14 protein-coding genes and 1 pseudogene are annotated in these 16,360 nt (G+C 68.6%); 9 read left to right on the top strand and 6 right to left on the bottom strand.

The window, feature by feature from the left end:
- Position 1: 1 nt before the first annotated feature.
- The gene (gene ccrA, locus AB0H86_RS14940; RefSeq protein WP_362437252.1) at positions 2–1,342 is read right to left on the bottom strand and encodes a crotonyl-CoA carboxylase/reductase; all 1,341 of its coding nucleotides are present in this window, start codon (positions 1,340–1,342) and stop codon (positions 2–4) included.
- A 403-nt stretch (positions 1,343–1,745) separates the two neighbouring features.
- Between ccrA and AB0H86_RS14935 the strand changes: the two genes are divergently transcribed.
- From AB0H86_RS14935 to AB0H86_RS14900, 8 genes are all read left to right on the top strand, one after another.
- Complete coding sequence (locus AB0H86_RS14935) at positions 1,746–2,762, top strand: alpha/beta hydrolase family protein (RefSeq protein ID WP_362437250.1); 1,017 nt, start codon at positions 1,746–1,748, stop codon at positions 2,760–2,762.
- A gap of 50 nt (positions 2,763–2,812) precedes the next feature.
- Positions 2,813–4,051, top strand: a complete 1,239-nt coding sequence (locus AB0H86_RS14930) for a glycosyltransferase (RefSeq protein WP_362437248.1) — start codon at positions 2,813–2,815, stop codon at positions 4,049–4,051.
- Between the two features lie 497 nt (positions 4,052–4,548).
- Positions 4,549–4,827, top strand: a complete 279-nt coding sequence (locus tag AB0H86_RS14925) for a DUF6207 family protein (RefSeq protein ID WP_362437246.1) — start codon at positions 4,549–4,551, stop codon at positions 4,825–4,827.
- A 355-nt stretch (positions 4,828–5,182) separates the two neighbouring features.
- Positions 5,183–5,461, top strand: coding sequence for a hypothetical protein (locus AB0H86_RS14920; RefSeq protein WP_362437244.1), 279 nt, complete (start codon positions 5,183–5,185; stop codon positions 5,459–5,461).
- A gap of 749 nt (positions 5,462–6,210) precedes the next feature.
- A complete protein-coding gene (locus AB0H86_RS14915) occupies positions 6,211–6,462 on the top strand; it encodes a hypothetical protein (protein ID WP_362437369.1) in 252 nt (83 codons plus the stop codon).
- Between the two features lie 859 nt (positions 6,463–7,321).
- On the top strand, positions 7,322–7,597 hold the full coding sequence (locus AB0H86_RS14910; RefSeq protein WP_362437242.1) for a hypothetical protein: 276 nt from the start codon (positions 7,322–7,324) through the stop codon (positions 7,595–7,597).
- A gap of 233 nt (positions 7,598–7,830) precedes the next feature.
- Positions 7,831–8,082, top strand: a complete 252-nt coding sequence (locus tag AB0H86_RS14905; protein ID WP_362437240.1) for a hypothetical protein — start codon at positions 7,831–7,833, stop codon at positions 8,080–8,082.
- Between the two features lie 700 nt (positions 8,083–8,782).
- The gene (locus tag AB0H86_RS14900; protein WP_362437238.1) at positions 8,783–9,307 is read left to right on the top strand and encodes a hypothetical protein; all 525 of its coding nucleotides are present in this window, start codon (positions 8,783–8,785) and stop codon (positions 9,305–9,307) included.
- 55 nt (positions 9,308–9,362) lie between these two features.
- On the opposite strand, the gene AB0H86_RS14895 is transcribed toward AB0H86_RS14900, so the two are convergent.
- On the bottom strand, positions 9,363–10,625 hold the full coding sequence (locus AB0H86_RS14895) for an NAD(P)-binding domain-containing protein (protein WP_362437236.1): 1,263 nt from the start codon (positions 10,623–10,625) through the stop codon (positions 9,363–9,365).
- Positions 10,625–11,884, bottom strand: a complete 1,260-nt coding sequence (locus AB0H86_RS14890; RefSeq protein WP_362437233.1) for an ATP-grasp domain-containing protein — start codon at positions 11,882–11,884, stop codon at positions 10,625–10,627. Before AB0H86_RS14890 ends, AB0H86_RS14895 begins: the two co-directional genes overlap by 1 nt.
- Before the next feature lie 212 nt (positions 11,885–12,096).
- On the opposite strand from AB0H86_RS14890, the gene AB0H86_RS14885 reads away from it, so the two are divergent.
- Entirely contained in the window at positions 12,097–13,422 is a 1,326-nt protein-coding gene (locus tag AB0H86_RS14885; protein ID WP_362437231.1) for a glycosyl hydrolase, read from the top strand.
- A gap of 35 nt (positions 13,423–13,457) precedes the next feature.
- Here AB0H86_RS14885 and AB0H86_RS14880 read toward each other — a convergent pair.
- The 3 genes and pseudogenes from AB0H86_RS14880 to AB0H86_RS14870 all read right to left on the bottom strand — a co-directional run.
- Positions 13,458–14,549 (bottom strand): annotated as a pseudogene (locus AB0H86_RS14880) (GNAT family N-acetyltransferase); the annotation flags it as partial.
- Positions 14,550–14,551: 2 nt separating this feature from the next.
- On the bottom strand, positions 14,552–15,211 hold the full coding sequence (locus AB0H86_RS14875; RefSeq protein ID WP_362437229.1) for a lipopolysaccharide biosynthesis protein: 660 nt from the start codon (positions 15,209–15,211) through the stop codon (positions 14,552–14,554).
- On the bottom strand, positions 15,208–16,359 hold the full coding sequence (locus AB0H86_RS14870) for a glycosyltransferase (RefSeq protein ID WP_362437227.1): 1,152 nt from the start codon (positions 16,357–16,359) through the stop codon (positions 15,208–15,210). The genes AB0H86_RS14875 and AB0H86_RS14870 overlap by 4 nt, the downstream gene beginning before the upstream one ends.
- Position 16,360 lies beyond the last annotated feature (1 nt).

The following is a 16,360-nucleotide window of genomic DNA, read 5'->3' as shown; positions in this document are numbered from 1 at the left end:
GCTACGAAACCCGGGGCAGCCCACTCCGGAAGGCGCGCAGACGGTCCTCGCCCACGCGCGCCCTGGCCTGCGGGTCCGTCACCCCCAGCCCCGAGCGCGGAGCAAGACACAGAACACCCACCTTGCCGATGTGCTCGTTGGTCTGAACACTCCTGGTAGCCGTGGCGACCTCGTCCAGCGTGTACGTCTTCGACAGGGCCGGCAGCAAACGGCCCATGCTGAACAACCGGTTGACCTCCCACTGCTCATGCAGGTTGGCCCCGTGGCTTCCGATGATCCTCTTGAGCCGCATCCACAAGTAGCGGTTGTCGTAGGTGTGCTGGTACCCGGTACTGGAACCGCAGGTGACCACCGTCCCTCCGCGTCTGGCGAGGAAGACCGAGGCTCCGAATGTCTTCGCGCCGACGTGCTCGAAGACAATGTGCGGGTCCTCACCCACCGCGTCACGCACGGCGGCGCCGAGCTTCTTCCAACCCTCCGGCCGCTGCAGCGCGGTGGTGTCCCCCTCGTCGATCTCCGAGCGGTTGATGACGGCCTCGCATCCGAGGGACCGCAACAGATCAGCCTTCTCACGGGAGTTCACGACTCCCACCGGAATACCGCCACCGTTGCGGACGAGCTGAACCGCGTAGGATCCGAGCCCGCCGGTCGCACCCCAGATCAGCACCACATCCCCCTGCTTCATCTGGGCCCCGCGATCGCTGACCAGCATGCGATACGCCGTGCCCGCGCACAGGGGATTCACGGCCGCCTCTTCCCAGGTGAGCAGTGCCGGCTTGGGCATCAGCTGGCTGGCCCGCGCGATCGCGTAGTGCGCCAGCCCGCCGAAGTTCGTTTCGAAGCCCCACGCCTTCTGTCCCTGGCCGAGCATGCCGTCCCGGTGTGTCTCATGGTCCTGGTCGTCGACGTACGCCGTCGCCACCACCACGTGGTCTCCGACCTTCCACTTGCGCACGGACGACCCCGTTCGCACGATGACACCTGAGGCGTCCGACCCGACCACGTGGTAGGGAAGGTCATGCCGCCGCTCCCATCCCCCGGCCTTCCCCATCTGTTTCAGGAACTGGAACGTCGGCAGCGGCTCGAACATCGCGGTCCACACGGTGTTGTAGTTGATGGAGCTGGCCATCACAGCGATCAGCGCTTCATCAGGAGCCAGGTCGGGCATCGGGACCTGGTCCACGGAGAGGGACTTCTGTACGTCCTTGTCGTCGGTGTCCTGGAACATCTTGATGTCGGCCAGGCGGACCGTCGCCGCGGCGAACTGTTCGGGCAGGGGCAGCTTCTCAAGCGTGGCCCGGTCGGCACCCGCGATGACGGCTTCGGACATGCTCGTGCTCATCGAGTCTCCCAACGATCCTGGGCCGCGCGCAGCTGCCCCTCAGTTCACTGGCCGGTCTTCCCCGCCACCTCTACAAAGCAAGCTGCCTGCCTCCTCGCGGCGCAACCGCACCGTCCTCCGTCTGGCCGCACGACGGGCGGACCGACGACAGGCCATGAACCGCGCCAAGTGGAATCAATTGATCATATCTACACAAAAACGGCGTGTCGGCTGGGCGTGAGACCGCCGATGTCGGCATGGTCTGCACGTATATGTCGATATTGCCCCTCATCGCGCACGGGCCGGTCCGTGGAGCGTGTCGGCGGCCGGCCCCGGGGCCTTCCTCTCCGGCACCCGCCCAGCCACTCGCTTCGCCGTGTCGCGTCGTACCGGGCTCTACCCGCCCCGAGGAGTCCCACAGCCCATGCCATCTGACCGCACAGTGTTCACCGGCCGGGCACGCCTCACCGGCCGCTCACTCCTGGCCTGTCTCCTGCTCCTCACACCGCTGTACGGCACCGCGGCAGCCGCGGTGCCGTACAGCGGCACGCAGCAGACGTCCCGGTCGGCCGACACCGGCGCCCGGATCACAGCCGTCAAGGAACTCGACGCCCGCACGCTGGACATGACCGTCCGGTCACGGGCCATGAGAGCCTCAGTGCCGGTCCGCGTCATCCTCCCCAAAAGCTGGAAGAGCGACAGGGAACGCACGTTCCCCACGCTCTACATGCTGCACGGAGGGGAGGACGACTACACCTCCTGGACGCGCGAGACGGACGTCGAGGCGCTGGCGGAGAACTCGGAAGTACTTGTCGTGATGCCCGACGGCGGAAACGGCTACTACTCCGACTGGTACGCCGGCAGGCCCCGCTGGGAGACCTTCCACACCGTCGAACTCGTCCGGCTCATGGAGGAGAGATTCCGCGCGAACTCCTCCCGCGCCGCCATCGGCCTGTCCATGGGAGGCTTCGGCGCGCTCAACTACGCGGCGCGTCACCCGGGAATGTTCCGGTACGTGGCCTCCATGAGCTCGTACGTCGACCTCAACGACCCCACGGTGCGTTTCCTTCTGCTTCTTGGCTCCGCCATGGACGGCACCGACATCAAGCGCGTCTGGGGAGACCCGAAGAGTCACGACGACATCTGGCAGGCTCACAACCCGGCCGCCAGGCCGGACGCCTTCCTCGGAACGAAGGTCCATCTGTCCGCGGGAGACGGAACGCCCGGACCACTGGACGAGGGCTATCCGCCCTCCGCGCTCCTGGTGGGCTCGTACGCCGAAGCAGCACTTCCGGCGCCGTTGACGAAATTCGCTGAATCGCTCCGCTCGGCGGGCGTCGATGTCTCGACGAACCTCTACGAACCCGGGACACATTCCTGGCCCTACTGGCAGCGCGAACTGCACAGCATCTGGCCCGCGGTGACGGAGGAACTCTCCTAGCGAACCCGGCGTCGGCGACGGCTACGCGTACGACCAGGATCGAGGGAGGTATGGGCCGAACTGTAGTGATCTTTGCCGCGGGGTCGCGCGGGGACGTCCAGCCGTGTCTGGCGCTGGGCAGGGCGCTGACCTGCGAGGGCGATTCCGTCCGCCTGCTCGCCAGCACCCGCTATCAGCAGCTGATCACCGAGACGGGACTGCGGTTCCACCCTCTCCCGGCGGACCCGAGCGAGATCATCGAATCGCCCGAAGGACAGGAACTGCTGGCCGGCCGACGCAACCCGGTGGCCTTCATCCGCGGCCTCGACCGGATCATGCGTCCACTGTTCTCCCGCCTGCTCGCTGAGACCCAGGCGGGTGCCGAGGGAGCAGATCTCGTCCTGGCGCCCACCTTCGGTCTGCTCGGCGTCCACCTGAGCCAGTACCTGCGCATCCCGCACGCGATCATCCACTTCCAGCCCAGCCAGCCCACGGGAGTGTTCCCCCACCCGTTCACACCGGCCGCACGGTTCCTCGGCCCCTTCGGAAACCGCCTCAGTTTTGAGGCGGTCAACCTGGGATCGTGGCTGGTGTGCCGTCAGTTCATCAACACCTGGCGCAGGGAGGGCCTCGGCCTTCCCGCTCTCTCCCCGCTCGGCCCACGCCGCCGAGTCAGCCAGGCCCCCGTGCTGTGTGCGTTCAGCCCCACCCTCGTACCCCGGCCGCCCGACTGGGGACCCAACGTCCACATGACCGGCTTCTGGCACCACGAACAACCCTCGTGGAAACCGCCACAACGCCTGCTCGGCTTCCTGGACGACGGACCGCCGCCCGTGTACGTGGGCTTCGGCAGCATGAAAACCAGCGACCCCGAGGCCACCGACCGCGTCGTACGCACCGCGCTGCGGCGCGCGGGACTGCGCGGTGTTCTCGCCGGAGACCCTCGCACGAGTGACGACGACATGCTCGTGGTCGAGGAGACGCCCCACAGTTGGCTGTTCCCCCGTATGGCTGCGGTGGTCCACCACGGTGGTGCGGGCACCACCGCCTCGGCACTGCGTTCCGGAGTGCCCTCCCTGGTCTGCCCGTTCTTCGGCGACCAGCCCTACTGGGCCGACCGGGTCCACAGCCTCGGAGTGGGGCCGAAGCCCTTGCCGTCCCGGCAGCTCACCGCCTCCGCTCTCGCCGGCCGCCTGCGAGCCGTCACCGAGGACAGCGGTCATGCTGAGGCGGCCCGTCGACTGGGCCGTGCGCTGACGGCTGAGGACGGGGTCGGGCATGCCTGCCAGGTCCTGAACCAGCTTGTGTAACCCCATCCTTCTCGTAGCCGACCGTTGGGCGAGTCGTTGAACTCGTCATGACGATGTGGGACGAGGACAGGCTGGACAGCGGCGAGTGTGATTGCGGTTGTCGCCGCATCCTCCTCACTCCCGTCTCCACCGGCGAAATGCTTTCCGCTCGGAAACAACCCGAGAGCCGCCGCGAGCGCTCAGCAGCCAGGTGCGAGAGCGTGCGGGAGAGGATGGAGCGGGCCCGGATTGTCATGGTTCCCATGGCAGTGATCACCGTATTGGCCGCGCTGACGATGGTGGCAGTGGGCTGACCCAGCACCATCGACCTGCGTCGCGAAACCGCACCCGCCTGTACTTGGTAGGTGCGGGCGGGCGGGTGGCAGTCCGGCCACGGCGTCAAGGCCGACTTGAGCGGGCGGCCACAGCGGGCGGTTCCAAGGCCGTTGATGATCTCGATCGGGTGAAGGTGCCGGGCGGGGAGAAGCGATCACGTTGGCGAAGACGTCATGGCCGATATGAAACCGATTCAGGACGTGCACATGGCGGAGCCGGGTCTGCTGGTCGTGGATGCCGCGGCCGCCGATGAGGAGACAGCGCTCGCCTTCCACCGGGCGGTCGCCCACCGGTGGGTGACCGCGGCCACCGATGAGAAGACCGCGATTGCCTTTGAGCGGGCGGTCGCCGACCCGTGGACGACCACGGCCGGCGACCAGGCGGTCCGGGTGCCGAGCCAGCCCGGCGTATGGCTGCGCTTCTATCTGGACCTGCGTCAGGAGCTCGGCACCGGACGGTGACCGCGACCATCCCGACCACCGGCGAACTCATTTGGGTGCCGACGGCAGCGCCGCTCACCGGAGCCCCCTTCGCCCAACCGGAGCAGCCGATCCGCGCAGAGGTCGTTCGTCCAGCTCACAGGCGGGCTACGACGGCTGCTACGGCAGAAGGAGGGACGCGTCCCGGTCACGGAGACCGGCGCTTCTCTGCCTCGAGCAGCCGCTGACTGCTGGAGTACGGGCGGTCACTCCGGTTGTAAGAAAAGGTACATAAGTCAACGGGTGACACTCAATCGGGTGTGTCGGAAATAGCGGGTTAAGAGAGGCCTATGTTAGCGTCTGTGACGAGTTGGACACGGTCCGTAAGGAGGGTCGTGTGTGTGAAGGGATCGGAGACGTGATGCACAAGTTCAAGAAGGCTGCGGCCGTAGCGGCCATGGTCGGCGGCCTCGGCCTCGTCGGCAGCGGGGTCGCCAGCGCCAACGGCGGCAACGACTACGACGACCCGTTCGACTTCGCCGTCAACAACCTGCAGGTCGTGAACTGCGACCAGGACTTCGACGGCGGCCTCGCCTTCACCCCCGTCGGCTCGGGCACCGGTGACACGAGCCAGAACATCGGCAACTTCTGCACGGTGATCGGGTCGATCGACTGATTTCAGGACCCGCGAAGACCGGGTCTCACACTTCCAGTGCGAGGCCTGGACTTCGGTCCTTGCGGTGTCGGACGCCCCGTCACGGGGAGTCGAGGCCCGCGGGCTTTACCGCAGCCTGAGTGACCGTGTCCTGGGAGGGTTGAGCGTCCAGGGCGCGAACAGGAAGTGCCTCCGATCAGCGCGGACGAGGACATCTGAGATCCTTGTTCCAGTGTCTGTCGGAGGCATTTTGTTTTGGGTCGCTCGGCCGCATGGGGCTGGTGACGATCGCGACCACTCATCCGGCCACCCCGGCGTCCGCCGTGACGAGGCTTGTCTGAAGAGTCGGCGGCCAAGCCCGGCCTCACCAAGGGGCGTTGGTCCTCATCGCACATGTCCGCCACCGACTCTGTCCTGATGCGGCAGCGCGAAACGGTGCGTTCTGCGTGTCCACGGATGGCGGTCGAGAACAGCGCCCCTCGCCCCTCGGTCCGGCGATACATCGCCGCACGCCCGGTGGGGCGGAACCGCAGACCCGCTACCAACTGACGGTGCCGCACGGGCTTCTGGCCAAGGGGCAATCGTGCTGGAGCTTTCCGGCCGCGACGCCCGTCTGCGTGCCAAGAATACAAAAGGGACATAACTCAATGGGTGGCACTCAATCGGGTGTATCAGAAATAGCGGGTTAAGGAGGGGTATGTGTTAGCGTCTGCGGCGAGTTGGACACGGCCCGTGAGGAGGGTCGTGTGTGTGAAGGATTCGGAGACGTGATGCACAAGTTCAAGAAGGCTGCGGCCGTAGCGGCCATGGCCGGCGGCCTCGGCCTCGTCGGCGGCGGGGTTGCCAGCGCCAACGTCGGGCACGACTACGACGACCTGGCCGACGTCGGCGGCAACGCGCAGGCCGTGAACTGCACGCAGGACTACTACGGCGGCCTCGCCGAAGTCGTGCCCCCTGCGATCACTGGTGACGTGAACCAGAACTTCGGCAACTTCTGCACGGTGATCGGGTCGATCGACTGATTTCAGGACCCGCGAAGTCCAGGTCTCACACTTCCAGTGCGAGGCCTGGACTTCGGTCCTTGCGGTGTCGGACGCTCCGTCATGGGGAGCCGACAGGCCGCCGGCGGGCTCTATCGCAAGCTGAGTGACTGTGTCCTGGGAGGGTTGAGTGTCCAGGGCGCGAACAGGAAGTGCCTCCGATCAGCGCGGACGAGGACATCTGAGATCCTTGTTCCAGTGCCTGTCGGAGGCATTTTGTTTTGGGTTAACTCGCCGGCCCCCACCAGTACCCCACGAAGACCTCGTCCGGCTCTGTCACGAACGCTGGGAAGTCGAGAGCGCCTTCCTCGCCCTGCGGTACACCCTCCTGAACGGGTGCGCGGCACGATCGGCCGGGCCGTCATCGCCCACCTCCTCCTGCCCCGTCACGGCCTCCTGCACGCCGCCCCCTGACACCACCCAGCACCCATTGGCGACGAGGCATTGGGCCAAGCCTCCGGCCCACCCCCCCAGCGCAGACCTTCTCGTCGCCCTGGAGGCGGCCGTCCGTCCGGGTGATCCGATGCGGTGACCGCAGAGGCGTGCCGAGGGGTGCGTGCTCGCCCGCTGTGCCGCGCCTTCTACGAGTCAACTGCCCTTCATGAGAGGCAAGTTGGCTTAAAGGGCGACCGCGTTCCTGGCAGCAGTCCGCTGAATCGGCCCGCACGACGCCCCGGCATGCACTTCCAAACGATGCTCAGCCGAACTTTGAAGCTTTCCTGAAAAGGTACATAGATTAACTAGTAGTACTCAAACGGGCGTGTCGGGAATGGTGGAATAAGAGAGGCGCATGTTAGTCTCTGTGACGAGTCGGACACGGTCCGTAAAGGGGGTCGTGTACGTGAAGGAATCGGAGACGTTGATGCACAAGTTCAAGAAGGCTGCGGCCGTGGCGGTCATGGTCGGCGGCCTCGGCCTTGTTGGCGGCGGGGTTGCCAGCGCCAACGGTGGACACGACTACGACGACCCGTTCGACGGCGGGGTCAACAACCTGCAGGTTGTCGACTGCCAGCAGGAGTTCGACACCCCGGGTGCATTCGCCCCCCTTGGTTCGGTCACCGGTGACACGGACCAGAACATCGGCAACTTCTGCACGGTGATCGGGTCGATCGGCTGATTCTGGGACGCCATAGGCAGTTGGGTCTCGCATCTCCAGTGTGAGACCCCGCTCCTTAGTCCTTGCCGCGTCTGACTCCCTGATCGTCTGTCGGCTCGGGGCCGCAGGGGAGAGGGCCAGTAATTCGCGGAGCAGGGGATGTCGAGGAACAGGATCTAGGCGTCCCCTTTTGCTGTGCCTGATCGAGGCCACGACGTTTTGTGGTGGCCGCGAGTCAATCTATGGAGATACGCGTGCGCAGGTTCAAGAAGGTCATGCTGGTGACCGCCGCCATCGGCAGCATCGGTCTGACGGGTGCCGGGGCCGCCCAGGCTCACGACGCCGGCGGTGACTCGCCTGATCCCACTGTCGACAACGCGCAGTTGCTGAAGTGCGAACAGGAGTTCACCAACTCCGTGGTCACGGTCAACATTCCGGTCACCGTCCTGGGTGACAGTGTCACGAACATCGGAAACTTCTGCACGCAGGTCGGTCCAAGCCAGTGATCGGCTGATTGCCAGACCGTTGATTCAGGGGCGAATCCTGCGCTGCGACGCGGGCTTGGGCCCCTGAATACAGCCAGCGGCCATCCTCTGGATGGCCGCTGATTCTTTTCCTGGGGCCGGAAATGTATCGCCTCGATATGATCCGATCAACTCCATTCGTATCAGCCGCCATACAGGACCATTCGGCTTAATTTCCATGGCTACTCGCCCGTAGGAGTGTCATCCGCTCGATCGGACGGGTTACTGCTGATGCAGCATCGGTTCCATCCCTTCTGTTGGAGAGGAATGTGAGCCGAAATCGTGCCTCGGAGGGAATGTGAGTGGTGTGATCATTTTTCCGCGTTGCCCGGAGACAGGGAAAGCATCGTTTCGCACTGAATCCGAGGCGAGGACCTGGCTGATCAAGCAGCCGCTGCTGGCCAGGATTCCGGACCGCATCTACCGATGCTCGGACTGTCGGTACTGGCACTTCACCGGCTCCCATCACCTGACCAGTCAGAAGATTAAGTCGCAGCGAAACTACGGCAGGCGTGAAGCAGCTTCCCGGCGCAACGGGAGGCGGAACAGGCACTGACTGCCGCCTCGGCACGTCATGCCTGGCCACGATGCTCTACGACCTGTTCCTCAATGTTCCGGGCCGACTTTTCCCACTTCTTTGATGAGAAAGACGACGAGATTGCGACAGAACCTGAGTAGGGGAATGGTCGTGACCGCCGCCGCGACGAGCATCCTGTCCCTGTACGTCACCCCGGTGTTCGCGGACTCGCCCTCCGAGGGGACCCCAGGGGGATCACTCGGCGCCCTGTCGGGCACGCCTGCTGCCTTCTACGACGAGAGCGGCGGCAGCGGCTACGGCGATGACGACGGATCCGGGGACGACGCCGCATATGAAGAGGACAGCGGCTATGGCCATGACTCGGACGAGTCAGGAGGCTACGGCGCGGACGACGAGCCAGGAGGCTACGGCGACCCACCGCCCGAGCAACCCCCCACCACGCCACGGGTGTCACCGCCCCCCACCACGCCACCCGTGACAACGCCGCCACCGGCCACCCCGCCCCCCATCCTGGTGACGACGCCACCTGCCTCACCCGTGATGCGGCCGCTCACCCTCGCCGAGACCGGCCCCAGGGAGAATGCGCTGGTGGCCTCGGGGCTTGCCGCGCTGCTGCTGACCAGCGGCACCATCCTGTATCGACGAGGCCGAGCCGGCTCCCCTCGATAGTGCTCCGCTCGGGTGCCGGACGAAGCGAGCCCGGCACCCGGCACCACCCCCTTGGTCACAGGGGCGTTTTCCACGGTGCTTCCCGTCCCCGGCCCGCCGGTACTGGAATCTTCCCGGCGGGCGGGGTGGTGTGCAGTCGGTGGCGTACCCCTCGTACGAGCGTCGCCGCCGTGAAGGTCGCGCCGTGGACGAACCGCATGGACGGGCCGAAGGCGGCGGCGGTCAGCAGACCCGCCAGGAACAGCCCGGGGTGCGAGGACTCGAAGTCACGGCCCACCGCGGGGGAACCGTCGGCGGTCGTCGCCAGGCTCCCGCGCAGCTCGGCGGAGAGCAGGCCGAGCCGGTCCAGGGTTCCCCGGAACCCCGTGGCCGCGACCACGTGCTCGGTCTCCAGGGAGCGTGGCCCTCCCGTCCGGCTCACCGTCTCCAGCCGTACCCCGCCCGGCACCGCACGGGCCGCGGCGACCTCGCGGCCGAGCAGCATCTCCACCACCGGCTCGACCCGGCCCCGCACCCACCAGGCGCCCGCCGGCCCGAGGGCGGTGGCCGCGATGCTGACTCGGGTCGACTCGGGGAGGCGACGGAAGAGGTCTGGGCACTCCGCGTAGAACCAGTTGCGCCAGCCGCAGCCGAGGGCGCTGTGCGGGGTGCGGGCCGACCGCCACCAGGGACGCTGCCCGGGCGGTGGCACGTCGTTCCACCGCAGCTGTTCCGCCCGCGCCAGCACCCGTACCCGCGTGCCTTGTTCGGCGAGGAGCGCCGCCGTCTCCAGCGCCGCCTGACCGCCGCCGATCACTGTGACGTCCTTGCCGCGGAAGCGTCCGAGGTCACTGTGGGAACTGCTGTGCGTGACGAGTGCGGGGTGCAGGCCGCGCAGGGGCGACGGCACCTCCGCGAAGGGCATGACGCCGACCGCCAGCGCCACCGTCCGGGCACGCAGCACCTCCCCGTCCTCGGTGAACGCCGCGAAGCCGACCGGGCGGGCCGCCACCCGGCTCACCATGCGCTCGTCCACCTCCGGTACGGCGTTGCGCGCGAACCACAAGCCGTACGCCGCGAACGTCTCCACGGGGATCGGCTCCGCGTGACGCGCCGTGAGCCTCCGGGTGGCGCAGTACGCGTCCAGGCGCCAACGACCGTCCGGATCGGCGAGGTTGGAGGCCCATGGCTCCGACTTCAGGAACATGCCGCGGGGCATGTGGGTCCGCCAGGACGCCATGGGCCGTCCGAGGACGCGCAGGTTCAGCCCGGCGGCCGCGGCGTGTGAGGCGATGGACAGGCCGTACGGGCCGGCGCCCACCACCAGCAAGTCGTACATCAGTGACTTCCCGCCTTCTTCTCGTCGGACAGGGACGGTGCGGACGCCTGGCGGCCCACGCGGGTCGCCATGGGTACCGCCGGGACCTTGCGCATCCGCTCTCGCAGTCGACGGGCCACATGACGGCCCCACAGGGCCCACATCGCACGGCCGGGCGCCGGGTCGTCCGGGGCGTGCCAGGCCAGTTCGCGTCCGTGGGGCGCCGGCCGCAGCGCGGCGAGGGGTGCGTAGTTCTCCACCACGTACGACCGCCCCACCATGGGCGCCGGCTTCGGGAGTTGCCGGTGTGTCAGGTCGAGGTGCAGGGCGCGTACGACGTCCAGTCCGGTGGTGTCGGAGAAGAGCCGGAACTGGGCACCGGGGCGGGGGTTGAAGTCGAGCAGGTGGTAGCTGCCCGTCGTGCCGCAGCGGCGGAAGTCGAGGTCGAAGATTCCGCGGTAGCCCAGCTCGCCGGTGAGTCGCTCGGCGAGCGCCCGCACCTGCGGGTTGTCCGTCCAGCGGCCGACCACGGTCAGGCCCGCCCCGCGCGGCCACGCCCGCTGCTTGCGGCCCGTCCCGCCCGCACGCACAGCGCAGGAGCGGTCGGCGTATCCGTGGAAGAACCAGTCGCGGTCCCGGCCCGGCGGCAGATATGCCTGCAGCAGCAGGAGGCTGCCGGCCTCCTTGGTGCGCAGATACAACTCCCGCGCCTGCTGCGCGGATTTCACCAGCACCGTGCTGTGCAGTCCGCTGCCCGCTGGCAGCCGCCAGGGCCGACTCCACTTCGCCACCATCGGCAGCCCCAGCCGCCGGGCGGCGTCGGTGGCCTGCGCCGGGCTGTCCGGGACCAGCGTCACCGGATGCGGGATACCCACCGACGCGCACACGAGCGCCAGTTCGGCCTTGTCGGCGACCCGTTCGGGCAGTGCGCCGGGGGTGGCGGGCAGCAGATAGGAGGGGGCCAGTTGCTCGCGCATGCGGCACACGGCGACCGCGCTCGCGTCGTCCATCGGGACCAGGACGGCGGGACGCGCGACCCGCTCGGCCACCCGGCGCAGCACGTCGGTGATCTCGCCGGGGGATGCCTCGGGCGGCGGCGGGGGATGCATTTCGCGTACGAAGCGCGATCTGGTCACGGGACTTCCCGTGGAATCGGCGACCACATGCACCTCCACCCCCGCCCTGCCGAGCGAGCGCACGGCCCCGAGCGTTCCGTGGTGAAAGGGATTCCGGTCGATCCGCAGCAGAACGGCGGGAACGCGGGTGTCGAGCGGTGGCACAGGCTTCATTCCTTCGGATCGGCTCACCCTTACAGGGGAGCGAGGCACTCGAAAGCCGTAAGACCGGTGGCGGTATTCCATTTTGTGTGACTAGCTTCATGTGACTGGGTGTCAGTAACCCGACGAGCAAGGCATAAGAGCATCAGCGGCAGAATCAGCGCGGAAGCGGAACAACAGCAGAGGACAGCAACAGAGCGGGGAGAGAAGCAGGCATGGTTCCACAGCATTGCCGGGCCCGGACCAGGCGGTTGACGGTCGTCGCCGCAGCAGTCGCGCTCTCGGCCACACTGGCGTCCGGCGCCGGCTTCGCGGCGGAGACGCTGCCCTTCGCCGATCCTCCCGCGCCGGCTCCGGCCTCCCCGGAGCAGACGGCGCCCGCGGTGACCGAATCGGCCGCGCCACCGGCGCCGCAGGAGCCCGCGCTGACCCCGGCCCCCACGAGTCAGCCCCTCGTCGAGCCGCCGCAGCCGGCCCCGCCGACCTCTTCCGCCACCGGGCCGACGGACCCGGCACCCGACGAAGAGAGGCCCGCGTTCGGCGCCTTCCTCGACTCCGGATCCCCGGGAGTCGCGGGCATGACGAGACTCAGCCGCTGGCTGGGCGGCGCCGACCTGCGTGTCGGCCACAGTTATCTGCCCGGCGACCGCTGGAGCAACATCGAGGGCGCTCCCGACTTCCTCGACGGGTGGGCACGCTGGCGCACAGCGAAGGACGACCGGATGTTCGTCCTCAACGTGCCCATGCTCGAGCGCAACGAGGAGGGTGTCTCCGACGGCGAGGTCGGATCGCTGCTGCGGGAGGGCGCCGCCGGACACTTCGATCACCACTTCCGCGCCCTCGCCGAGCGACTGGTGGCGTTGGACGTGCCGGACACGGTCCTGGTGCTCGGCTGGGAGATGAACGGCACGACATACACCCATCGCTGCGGGCCCGACCCGGAGGCCTGGAAGAAGTACTGGAACAACATCGTCACCGCCATGCGTTCGGTGCCGGGCCAGGAATTCCGGTTCGATTTCACGCCGAGCCGCGGCCAGGACGCCATTCCCTGGACGGAGTGCTATCCGGGGGACGACACCGTCGACATCATCGGCATGGACGCGTACGACCAGCCGCGAGGAATTCCGTTCGACGAACAGGTGACGGAGCCCTACGGACTTCAAGCGCACGTGGACTTCGCGAAATCCCACAACAAGCCTATTTCCTATCCAGAATGGGGGCTCTTCCGCAACGGTGACAACACCGAATACATGCGGCGGATGCTCGCCTGGTTCGATGAGCACAAGCCGCTGTACAACACGCTGACCGACTACTGTCCGCACGGTGTCTGGCAGTGCCCGGCCAACCCCGGTTCGTCCCGGGTCTACCAGTCCGTCCTCTTCGGTCGAACCGGCGAGCCGTCGACGCCGCCCGCGCCCACCGCACCCCCCACCTCGTTGCGTCCGCTGGGCTGTTCGCCGCTGCGTCTGGGCGACTGGGCCGAGTTCTGGCTCCGCCGCAAGGCCTGCTTGCCTCTCCACAAGTGGTCGCGGACCCGATAGCGGTCGCTGGTGACGGCGGGTCCCGAGGCGGGTCCGCCGTCACCGGACCACTCCCGCAAGCGACTCAGTAGCTCCTTGCCCCGCCGACGCGCGGCCACGTCGCCGATCACCGCAGACATCAGCGGGGCCGTGCGTCGCCGGGCCAGCAGCAGCCGCTGGTTGGCGACGGGTTCGGGGCGCCAGTGGTGCTTGTAGGGCTCGTTGCCGCGCAGCAGGCTGAGAGTGCCCGGTCCGCCGACGCCCGTGTGCTGGGTGCACGCGTCGAGGAGCATCACCGCGACGTCCGCCTTGCGTTCCCGCAGGCGCGGATGGGCGCCGTACAGGTATCCGCCCGTGAGCCGCGGCGACAGCAGCGTGAGGTCCACGGCCACCACGTCGTCGTCGAGCCGGAACTCGGTGACCACCGCGTCGCCGGAGCGCACCATCGGTCCCACCGAGCGCACCAAATGCTCGCAGAAGCGTGTCTGCAGGTGCTCCGACGTCACCCTCCGGCCCTGCCACTGCAGCCGGTGCAGTTCGAGCAGCCGCTGCAGCGCCGCGCCCACCTGGTCCGGCGCCACGACGTGCCGCTCCACGCCGAGCGACCTCAGCCTGCGCAGCTTGGCGCGGGCCCGCTGGGCCTTGCCGGACGGCAGCCGCGACAACAACTCGTCCATGGGCACGGCGGGCAGCTCCAGACACAGCGAGTCCTGCATCCGGCGGCGCGGCCCGCTCCAGCGGTCGTAGACGTGTTCGACCGCGCTGCCCGGCCGCACCTCGCGGAAGTCGATCAGCGCGGTGCGGGCCGCGGCTGACAGTGCCTCGGCGAGCGCGGCGGCCGCCCGTTCCGCCCGGTCGTCGTCGATGAGGACGTCCCCGTAGTCGGTGATGGGCCCGCCGAGCGGTACGAGTGTGGGCACCGGGGTGCGCCGGAGCATCAGGGGCGCGGCGGCGACGAGTTCGGCGCCCTCGCGCACGAGCACCAGCCGCAGCCGGCCGGGCCTGCCGTACGACAGCCACCACGAGTGCAGCCACGCGTGGTTCTGGAACGGGGTCGCCGCGCCGCACCGCTCGTACAGTCGCCCCCAGTCCGGGGCGACCTCGGCGAAGACGCGTGGGTCGGTGACGACTTCCGTCGTGTACGTCACCGTCACCGCTGTGGGTGCACGTCGGCGGCGGCGGCCGGGCCGGGCACCGAGGCGGGGCGGACGGAGCGGTCGTCTCCGGTCTGCCTCGGCCGTACGAGCAGCGCCAGGCCGCCGAGCAGGCCGCCCGCGCTGGTGCCGACCAGACCGGTCACCGCCGGTGACGCGGACGTCGGGTCGGTCGGCCGCACCGCCCGTGAGAACAGCACAAGTTCGACGTGGGTGCTGCTCTTGGTCTTGTTCGCGTGCCGGGTCAGTGCGCGGGTGACCGCGTTGGCCATGTCGGCGGCGAGGCCGGGGCGCGGGGAGGTGGCCGAGACGGCGACCATCGGCGCGTCCGGCGAGGTGACCGTCCGCACGCTCCGCCGCAGCGTCGGGACCGGCACTCTCGCCCACGTCTGCGCGTCTCCGAGCACCGCGAGTTGCGTGGCGGCACGGCCGTACGCCTGTGCGAAACCGAGTGCGGAGGCCGGGTCGGACTGTGCGGTCGGTACAGCGACGACATAGCTGGTCGCCGTGTACGTCGGGGCCTTGAGTGTCCCGTAGGTGCCGCCGACCAGGCCGCCGGCGAGCGCTCCGGCCGCGAGCAGCGACCAGGGCCGCAGGAGTCCGGTGCGGGCCAGGCGGCCGGGCTGCCGGTGGTGTCGGGCGTGGTTGTCGGTCATGACGAACTGGCTCCCTGGGGTGAGGGGGGCAATGATCTGGACAGTGCCGTCGCGTACACGTTCATGAGCCGGGCGGCGCTGCGGGTGATGTTGTAGCGGTGGGCGGCGTCCGGGGCCGTACGCGGCCGCGGGCCGGCCGCGCGCACCCCGGCCACCGCACGGGCGTACGCCTCCGGGCCGCCGCGCACCCGCCGGGCACCGGCGGTGGCCCGCGGGGGAAGCTCCTCGATCGCCGGGCAGGAGGCGTAGAGCACGGGCAGCCCGGACGCCAGGGCCTCCACGACCGCCAGCCCGAAGGACTCGTCCTTCGACGGGGAGGCGAGCAGGTCCATGGCGAAGGTGAGGGAGGGCAGGTCGGGGCCGGGGGAGCCGTCGGGGACGTAGGGGCGTTCGCCGGTGAACAGGACGCGGTCGGCGACGCCGGCCTCGTGAGCCGTGCGGCGCAGGATGCTCTCCTCCGGGCCGCCACCGACCAGCAACAGCCAGTGGTCGTCGGGCAGTTTGGTCATCGCCTGGATGAGGACGTCGAAGCGCTTGCCCGCGCAGAGCCGACCGATCCCGCCGACGACGTAGGCGTCCTCCGGCAGGCCGAGGCGTCGGCGGGTGTGGTGGCGCCGCGACAGGTCGAAGCGGAAACGGGTCACGTCGATGCCGTTGGGGACGACCTCGATGCGCGGGGAGGGCACGCCCCAGCGGTGGAGGCGGTCGGCGACCGCGGGGGAGACGGCGACCGTGGCGGAGCCGAGTCGCTCGCTGGCGAGGTAGAGCGCGCGGACGCCCGCTGTCAGCTTCCGGCCTTCCATCTGGGAGTCGCCGAGGGAGTGTTCGGTGGCGATCACGGTCCGGACGCCGGCCAGGCGGGCGGCGAGCCGGCCGTAGACGCAGGCGCGATAGAGGTGGGTGTGCACCAGGTCGTAACCGCCCGCGCGGATCAGGCGGACCAGGCGGGGCAGCGCCGACAGGTCGCGGTTGCCGTCCATGCCCAGGTCGTACACGCGGACGCCGTCGGCGATCAGCCCGTCGGCGACGGTGCCCGGGTTGGTGAGGGTGACCACCTCGCTGTCGACGGTGAGGTGCCGCAGCAGCAGGCGGAGCTGCTGTTCGGCGCCGCCGACGCCGAGACCGGTGATGATGTGCAGAACCCTCATG

It is taken from the genome of Streptomyces sp. NPDC050997, from assembly GCF_040660135.1.
In the GTDB taxonomy this organism is placed as follows: Bacteria; Actinomycetota; Actinomycetes; order Streptomycetales; family Streptomycetaceae; genus Streptomyces.
Note: the sequence above shows the minus strand (reverse complement) of the source record. Positions and strands in the feature narration are given on the sequence as shown.

Coding starts and splice junctions, on each gene's coding strand:
- ccrA (WP_362437252.1), bottom strand. CDS start 1,342: ATGAGCACGAGCATGTCCGAAGCCGTCATCGCGGGTGCCGACCGGGCC.
- AB0H86_RS14935 (WP_362437250.1), top strand. CDS start 1,746: ATGCCATCTGACCGCACAGTGTTCACCGGCCGGGCACGCCTCACCGGC.
- AB0H86_RS14930 (WP_362437248.1), top strand. CDS start 2,813: ATGGGCCGAACTGTAGTGATCTTTGCCGCGGGGTCGCGCGGGGACGTC.
- AB0H86_RS14925 (WP_362437246.1), top strand. CDS start 4,549: ATGAAACCGATTCAGGACGTGCACATGGCGGAGCCGGGTCTGCTGGTC.
- AB0H86_RS14915 (WP_362437369.1), top strand. CDS start 6,211: ATGCACAAGTTCAAGAAGGCTGCGGCCGTAGCGGCCATGGCCGGCGGC.
- AB0H86_RS14900 (WP_362437238.1), top strand. CDS start 8,783: ATGGTCGTGACCGCCGCCGCGACGAGCATCCTGTCCCTGTACGTCACC.
- AB0H86_RS14895 (WP_362437236.1), bottom strand. CDS start 10,625: ATGTACGACTTGCTGGTGGTGGGCGCCGGCCCGTACGGCCTGTCCATC.
- AB0H86_RS14885 (WP_362437231.1), top strand. CDS start 12,097: ATGGTTCCACAGCATTGCCGGGCCCGGACCAGGCGGTTGACGGTCGTC.
- AB0H86_RS14875 (WP_362437229.1), bottom strand. CDS start 15,211: ATGACCGACAACCACGCCCGACACCACCGGCAGCCCGGCCGCCTGGCC.
- AB0H86_RS14870 (WP_362437227.1), bottom strand. CDS start 16,359: ATGAGGGTTCTGCACATCATCACCGGTCTCGGCGTCGGCGGCGCCGAA.